This is a genomic window from Variovorax sp. 05L425 (assembly GCF_056397705.1).
The window spans coordinates 1-7,153 of sequence record NZ_JBFTNY010000054.1 but is presented as its reverse complement, the minus strand read 5'-3'; the positions used below and the strand labels follow the sequence as shown (position 1 = coordinate 7,153).

Annotated in this window: 5 protein-coding genes; all 5 read left to right on the top strand. The window is 62.9% G+C overall.

Annotation, left to right across the window (positions count from 1 at the left end):
- Nucleotides 1–270 (top strand): chemotaxis protein CheW (locus AC1DN9_RS29740; RefSeq protein ID WP_478105967.1); only part of this gene is annotated, 270 nt, incomplete at its 5' end.
- A 32-nt stretch (nt 271–302) separates the two neighbouring features.
- Complete coding sequence (locus tag AC1DN9_RS29735) at nt 303–2,024, top strand: methyl-accepting chemotaxis protein (protein ID WP_478105966.1); 1,722 nt, start codon at nt 303–305, stop codon at nt 2,022–2,024.
- A 10-nt stretch (nt 2,025–2,034) separates the two neighbouring features.
- Nucleotides 2,035–3,651 (top strand): methyl-accepting chemotaxis protein, encoded by a 1,617-nt coding sequence (locus tag AC1DN9_RS29730; protein WP_478105965.1) that lies wholly within the window; start codon nt 2,035–2,037, stop codon nt 3,649–3,651.
- Nucleotides 3,652–3,710: 59 nt separating this feature from the next.
- Entirely contained in the window at nt 3,711–5,672 is a 1,962-nt protein-coding gene (gene flgK, locus AC1DN9_RS29725; RefSeq protein WP_478105964.1) for a flagellar hook-associated protein FlgK, read from the top strand.
- Between the two features lie 37 nt (nt 5,673–5,709).
- Nucleotides 5,710–6,921, top strand: a complete 1,212-nt coding sequence (gene flgL, locus AC1DN9_RS29720; protein ID WP_478105963.1) for a flagellar hook-associated protein FlgL — start codon at nt 5,710–5,712, stop codon at nt 6,919–6,921.
- Nucleotides 6,922–7,153: the final 232 nt, after the last annotated feature.

Below are 7,153 nucleotides of genomic sequence, written 5' to 3'. Positions count from 1 at the left end.
TTTGCGCTGGGCACGCCGAGCTACGACCAGTTCACGGTGGTGATCGTGCTGAACATCGCAGGCCGCGTGGTGGGGATGGTGGTGGACAGCGTGTCGGACGTGATCACGCTGACCGCCGAGCAGATCAAGCCTGCGCCGGCGATGGGGTCCGTGCTGGAAACGGACTACCTGATCGGGCTGGGCACGCTGGACGAGCGGATGCTGATCCTGGTCGACATCGACCGCCTGATGTCGAGCGAGGAAATGGGCCTGGTCGAAGCCACCGCCTGATTCGAGAAAAACCTGAACTTCCAAGCACCATCATGACCTTTCTATCCAACGTACGCATCGGAACGCGTCTTGCCATCGGCTTCGCCATCGTGCTGGGCCTGACGATCATCTCGTCGACTTTTGCGCTGATCAATGCCAGGGACAATGCTGCCGCGACGCGGCACATGATGGAAAGCCCGCTGGCGAAGGAGCGGCTCATCTCCGACTGGTATGTGCTCACCTATTCGGCCATCGCGCGCACCTCGATGATCGCGAAGACCAATGACGAGACGCTTCCAGTCACCTTTGCCGATGTGATCTCCGACAGCGTCAAGAAGGGCACCGAGACCATGAACAAGGTCGAGGCCCTGCTGGTCGTCGACGAGGAGAAGGCGGCGTTCAAGTCGATCGTCGAACTGCGCGCGAAATACCAGGCCGCCAAGGAACTCGTAGGCAAGGCGAAGGCAAGCGGCAACATTCCGGAAACGGAGCGAGTCTTCAAGGAGTCGTTCCAGCCGGCAGCGAAGGCGTATGAAAGCCGCGTCCTCGATCTCCTGTCGATGGAACGGAAGGCGATCAACGACATGAGCCAGGCCATCGATGCGGCGAACGATCGGGCCTTTCAATTGAGGGCCATCCTGACGCTGGCTTCGGTATTGATCGGAGGTGCGTTTGCCTTCTTTATCTCGCGCAGCATCGTTCGTCCTCTCGGCGATGCCGTCAAGGTGGCAGAGACGGTCGCGGCTGGCGATCTGACATCACGCATCCAAGTCCAAGGCCGTGACGAGACCGGCCAGCTGATGCGGGCGCTGAAGAACATGAACGACAGCCTGGCGAAGGTGGTGGGCGAAGTGCGCACGGGCACCGACACCATCGCGACAGCATCGGGGCAGATTGCGACGGGCAACCAGGACCTGTCCTCACGCACCGAAGAGCAGGCCAGTTCGCTGGAACAGACGGCTGCCTCGATGGAGGAACTCACCTCGACCGTCAAGCAGAACGCGGACAACGCGCGGCAGGCGAATCAGCTCGCGGTCTCGGCCTCCGAAGTGGCAGTCAAGGGCGGTAGCGTGGTCAGCCAGGTGGTCGACACCATGGGCTCCATCAATGCCTCGTCGCGCAAGATCGTGGACATCATCGGCGTGATCGATGGGATCGCGTTCCAGACCAACATCCTGGCGCTGAATGCGGCGGTCGAAGCCGCACGTGCAGGTGAACAGGGCCGCGGCTTTGCGGTCGTGGCTTCCGAAGTGCGCAGCCTCGCGCAACGCTCGGCGGCAGCGGCCAAGGAAATCAAGACGCTGATCGGCGACTCGGTGGAGAAGGTCGCGGAAGGCAGCAAGCAAGTCGCCGAGGCTGGCCGGACGATGGAAGAAATCGTCGACAGCGTGAAGCGCGTGACGGACATCATGGGCGAGATCACGGCAGCCAGCCAGGAACAGACCTCGGGCATCGAGCAGATCAACCAGGCGATCACGCAGATGGACCAGGTGACGCAGCAGAACGCGGCGCTGGTGGAAGAGGCCGCCGCAGCGGCTGGCTCATTGCAGGAACAGGCGACGAGTCTCGTCAAGGCCGTCAGCGTCTTCAGGCTGGACAGCGACAACCAGGCGATCCGTACGATCGCACGGGCACGATCAGACAGCCATGACGTGGCGCCAAAGCGTGCCGCGAGCGGACAGCCTGCGCTGGCGAAGTCCGCAGCCCGGCGGGTCGCTGCGCCCGCGAAACGTGCCGTACCCGCGGAAGCGCCGGGCGACTGGGCCGAGTTCTAAGCGAAGAAAAATGCAGTGGTTCCAAAAGCTTCGTGTGACCGTCAAGCTGGTCCTCAGTTTTCTCGTGGTTGCGGCCGTCGGTGCGGTCGTCAGCGCGCTCGGCATCTTTCACATGGGGCGCATCAGCGATGCGGCGGAGAGGCTCTACGCGCACGAGCTCCGCGCCCTGCAGGCTGTTCAAGAGGCCAACATCCATCTGCTGTATGCGAGTCGCGCACAGATGAGCCTTCTGTCGGCTTCCACGCGCGGCGAGCGCAATGTGGCAGCGAAGGAGTTGACGACTTCCATGGACAGCCTCGCGGCGCGGGGCGCCGAGGTGAAGTCCTTCTTCGAGGAAAGCGACGCCGGCAAGAAGCTGTTCGGGCAGTACGAGGCTTTGCTCCCACCCTTGAAGCAGCACATGGATGACTTCCTGACGCTGATCTCCAAGCAGTCGCTGGACAGTTCGCAATTCGACGGGCGGGTGGCCGAGGACAGCACGCGCCTGCTGCAGGAGTCCCGAGGGCTCGAGGAGGTCCTGAAGAGCATGGTGGCCCACAGCAACGCGCTCGCGAAAGAGAGCGCGGAACATGCGACGGACGTCTACAGGAGTTCGCGGCTGATGATGCTGATGATGGCGCTGGTCGGCGTCCTGGTCAGCGTGGGACTTGGCCTTGCGGTCGCGCGTGTCCTGGCGCGTCAGTTGGGAGGCGAGCCCGCCCATGCGGCGGATGTCGTCGGCCGCATCGCGAGCGGCGACCTGACGGTGAATGTCGACGCCGAGCGCGCGCATGACGGCAGCCTGCTGCATTCCATCAAGCAGATGCAGGATCAGCTCACATCCGTGGTTGGAAAGATCAAGACGTCGAGCGACACCATTGCGACGGCGTCGGGGCAGATTGCGACGGGCAACCAGGACCTATCCTCGCGCACCGAAGAGCAGGCCAGTTCGCTGGAGCAGACGGCTGCGTCGATGGAACAGTTGACCAGCACCGTCAAGCAGAACGCGGACAACGCGCGGCAGGCCAACCAACTCGCAGTTTCAGCTTCCGAAGTGGCGGTCAAGGGCGGCAGCGTGGTCAGCCAGGTGGTGGACACGATGGCCTCCATCAATGCGTCATCCAGGAAGATCGTGGACATCATCGGCGTGATCGATGGCATCGCTTTCCAGACCAACATCCTGGCGCTCAACGCGGCGGTCGAGGCTGCGCGTGCAGGTGAACAGGGCCGCGGCTTTGCTGTGGTGGCTTCCGAAGTGAGAAGCCTTGCACAACGCTCCGCAGCGGCGGCGAAAGAAATCAAGGGCCTGATCGACGACTCGGTCGGCAAGGTCGATGCCGGAAGTGCACTGGTCGGCGAAGCCGGAAAGACGATGGAAGAGATCGTCGACAGCGTCAAGCGCGTGACGGACATCATGGGCGAGATCACGGCAGCCAGCCAGGAGCAGACCTCGGGCATCGAACAGATCAACCAGGCCATCACGCAGATGGACCAGGTGACGCAACAGAACGCGGCATTGGTGGAAGAGGCGACCGCGGCCGCCGGCTCGCTGCAGGAGCAGGCAACGAGTCTGGTCCAGGCTGTCAGCGTCTTCAGGCTGGGCAGCGACGAAGCGGACCTCAACTTCCGCGCGACCGCGCCGATATAGACACAGAGGGCATCGAGACGATGCCGCCAACCAATACTCACCCATACAGGTAAAGCCACATGTCAAGCTTGTTCTTCACGGGCCTGAGCGGTCTCAACGTCGCGCGAACCGCGTTGGTGACCACGGCTCACAACACCGCCAACGTCTACACGGCGGGCTACAGTCGCCAGGTTGCGCAAGTCGCCACCAACGGCGCCATCGCAACCGGTTCGGGCTACATCGGCAGCGGCGCGACCGTCACCACGGTCACGCGCAGCTACGACCGCTACCTCACCGCGCAACTTGCTTCCGCACAATCGAGTTCTGCGGCGCTGAGTTCGTACGGCACCGAGATCGACCGCATCGATTCGCTGCTGGCCGACAAGACGGCAGGCCTGAGCCCGCTGATGCAGAACTTCTTCACCGCGGTGCAGGGCGTCGCCAACACGCCGGCCGATTCGGCCGCGCGGCAACAGCTGATCAGCTCCGCGCAGTCGCTTTCCAACAAATTCCGCGCGACGGATCAATACCTCTCTGACCTGAACTCATCGGTCAACGATCAAATCACGGGCAGCGTCGACCAGATCAACACCTTCGCCGGCAAGATCGCGAACCTCAACCAGCAGATCAGCATGATGAGTGCGGTGGCTGGCGGCCAGCCACCGAACGACCTGATGGACCAGCGTGACCAGCTCGTCAGCCAGCTGAGCCAGATCGTCGATGTCAAGGTCCTGCAGCAGGACAACGGCAAGTACAACGTGTTCATCGGCACCGGCCAGTCGCTGGTGGTGGGCGATCAGGCCGCAACGATGCAGGCCGTGCAATCCGCCGCCGACCCGACGCGCAAGGCCGTGGCGCTGGTCGGGATCGCCGGCAATGTTTCGGAGTTGAGCGACAGCGCGATCACCGGCGGTTCGCTCGGCGGGCTGCTGGCCTTCCGCACCCAGACGCTCACGCCGACACAGAACGCCATCGGCCGTCTGTCGATGGCGCTTGCAGGTGCGTTCAACGCACAGCACGACCTGGGCGTCGATCTCAACGGCGCGCTCGGCCAGAACTTCTTCACCACGGCGGCCCCGGGCGTCTTCTCGAACGCGAAGAACACCGGCAGCCTTGTGCTCGCGGGCACGGTGACCGACACCAACCAGCTCACGACGAGCGACTACTCGGTGCAGGTCAAGGATGTGGCCGGCGTGCTGAACTACTCGGTCACACGGCTCTCGGACAACCAATCTGTCGGCAGCTACACCAGCTTTCCGATCACTTTCGACGGCGTGAGCCTCTCGGCCGCCAGCGGCACTGCGCAGGACGGCGACACCTTCCTGGTCCAGCCGACCCGCAATGGCGCACGCGACATGGACGTGCTTGTGCTCGATCCGGCCAAGGTCGCTGCCGCGTCGCCGGTGATCACCGGCAACGCCACCGCCAACCAGGGCAGCGGCGCGCTCGGCACGGCGACTGTCGATGCGGGCTACACCGCCACGCCGTTGGCTGCGAACGTCACGATGAGCTACGACGCCGCGACCAACACCCTCTCGGGTTTTCCGGCCACCTCGGCCGTGACGGTGACCTTGGCGAACGGCACGAGCACCACCTACGCGGCCGGCACCCCGGTGCCCTACACGGCAGGCGCCAAGATGAGCTTCGACGGCATCACGGTCAGCTTGACCGGCTCGCCGGCGCAGGGTGACAGCTTCACCATCTCCAAGAACGTCGCGGGCGTGTCCGACGGCAGCAACGCGCTACTGCTCGGCGCATTGCAGCGCGCGACAACGATCGGCAACGGCACCACCACCTTCAACGGTGCCTATTCACAGCTGGTGAGCGAGGTCGGCAACCGCGCTCAGGAGATCAGCGTCGCGAGCACCACGCAGGACAGCGTCACGGCCCAGATCAAGGCCAGCCAGCAATCCATCTCCGGCGTGAACCAGGACGAGGAGACCGCCAACCTGCTGATGTTCCAGCAGATGTACCAGGCCAACGCGAAGGTGATCCAGACCGCATCGACGATCTTCGACGCGATCCTCGCCATCAGCGCTTGATTCCTTTTCATCCCATCACCCGATTCCAGGAGCCGTGATGCGCATCAGCACCAGTTCTTTCTACGAGCAGAACGTCAACGCGATGGGTCTGCAGCAGCAAAACCTGTTCCGAGTCCAACAGAAGCTGGCCGCGGGCACCAAGTTTCTGACCGCCGGGGACGACCCCGTCGCGGCGGCGCGCGCGCTCGGCGTCAGCGAGACGCTGGCCGAGTCTTCGCAGTACGCATCGAGCCGCGACCGGGCGATGCTGTCGCTGTCACGCGAGGAAACCGCGCTCGACAGCGCGACCTCGATCATGCAGAACATCAAGACCCTGACGGTGCAGGCCGGCAACGGCACGCTGTCGGATGCCGATCGTGCATCGCTGGCCACCACCATTCAGAGCAATCTGGATCAGCTCGTGGGCATTGCCAATTCCGATGATGGGAATGGGCAGTTCCTGTTCGCCGGCTACAAGAGTGCCAACGCGCCTTTTGCTGCGATGGCCGGTGGTGGCGTGCAGTATGTCGGTGACCAAGGTCAGCGGATGATGCAGGTGGACGTTGCGCGCCAGATGTCGACTGGCGATGACGGGCGCAGTGTGTTCCAGTCGGTGCAAGGTGGGGCGGGTTACGTTACGTCGAGCGGAGTGGGCAATACCGGTACCGGCGTGTTTGGTTCCGTGGGTGTGCTGGACGCCACTGCAGCGAACTATGGCAAGGATTTTCAGATCAGCTTCGTCGGTGGCAACTACACGGTCACCACCAATGACACGCCGCCCGTCGTCGCCGCGACTGGCGCCTTCGTTGACGGCCAGCCGATTGCCTTTGGCGGTGTGCAGATCAGCATCAGCGGTGCGCCGGCGGATGGCGATACCTTCAATGTGACGACTGCGAAGAATGCGGGGACGGATATCTTTGCTTCCATCGGCGCGCTGGTCACTGCGTTGCGGACGCCGCTTGCGGGTGGGGGGGCGCAGGCGCAGGCACAGTTGCAGAACGCGCTGAGCACGGCCAACGTGAAGGTCACGAATGCGCATGACAACGTGCTGACTGTGCTTTCGTCTGTGGGGTCGCGGATGAATGAGCTGGAATCGCTGAATACGAGTGGGGCTACTCGGGATTTGAATGACAAGCAGTATTTGTCTAACGTTCAGGATCTGGATCCCGCCAGTGCGATTTCGGAGTTTTATCAGCAGCAGACTTCGTTGCAGGCTACGCAGATGACGTTTGCTAAGTTGAACTCTATTGCGTTGTTTAATTATTTGTAGGGGGTTGGTGAGGGTGTTGGCCGGGACTCGCCCCGGCGGGCGACTTACTTTTCTTTGCTTCGCCAAAGAAAAGTAAGCAAAAGAAAGGCGACCCTGCTGTGGGCGTCCCTTCGCTTCGCTACGGGCAACTTGCGGTGCTCACTTTTCGCGGGGTCCGCGCGAAACTCGCTTCGCTCAAACACGCGCAGCCCTGATCCGCGAAAAGCTCCGCTCCTCAGCACCCCCAGAAGGG

Bases quoted from the DNA above. Each gene is read 5' to 3' on its own strand.
- AC1DN9_RS29735 (WP_478105966.1), top strand. From the start codon at position 303: ATGACCTTTCTATCCAACGTACGCATCGGAACGCGTCTTGCCATCGGC.
- AC1DN9_RS29730 (WP_478105965.1), top strand. From the start codon at position 2,035: ATGCAGTGGTTCCAAAAGCTTCGTGTGACCGTCAAGCTGGTCCTCAGT.
- flgK (WP_478105964.1), top strand. From the start codon at position 3,711: ATGTCAAGCTTGTTCTTCACGGGCCTGAGCGGTCTCAACGTCGCGCGA.
- flgL (WP_478105963.1), top strand. From the start codon at position 5,710: ATGCGCATCAGCACCAGTTCTTTCTACGAGCAGAACGTCAACGCGATG.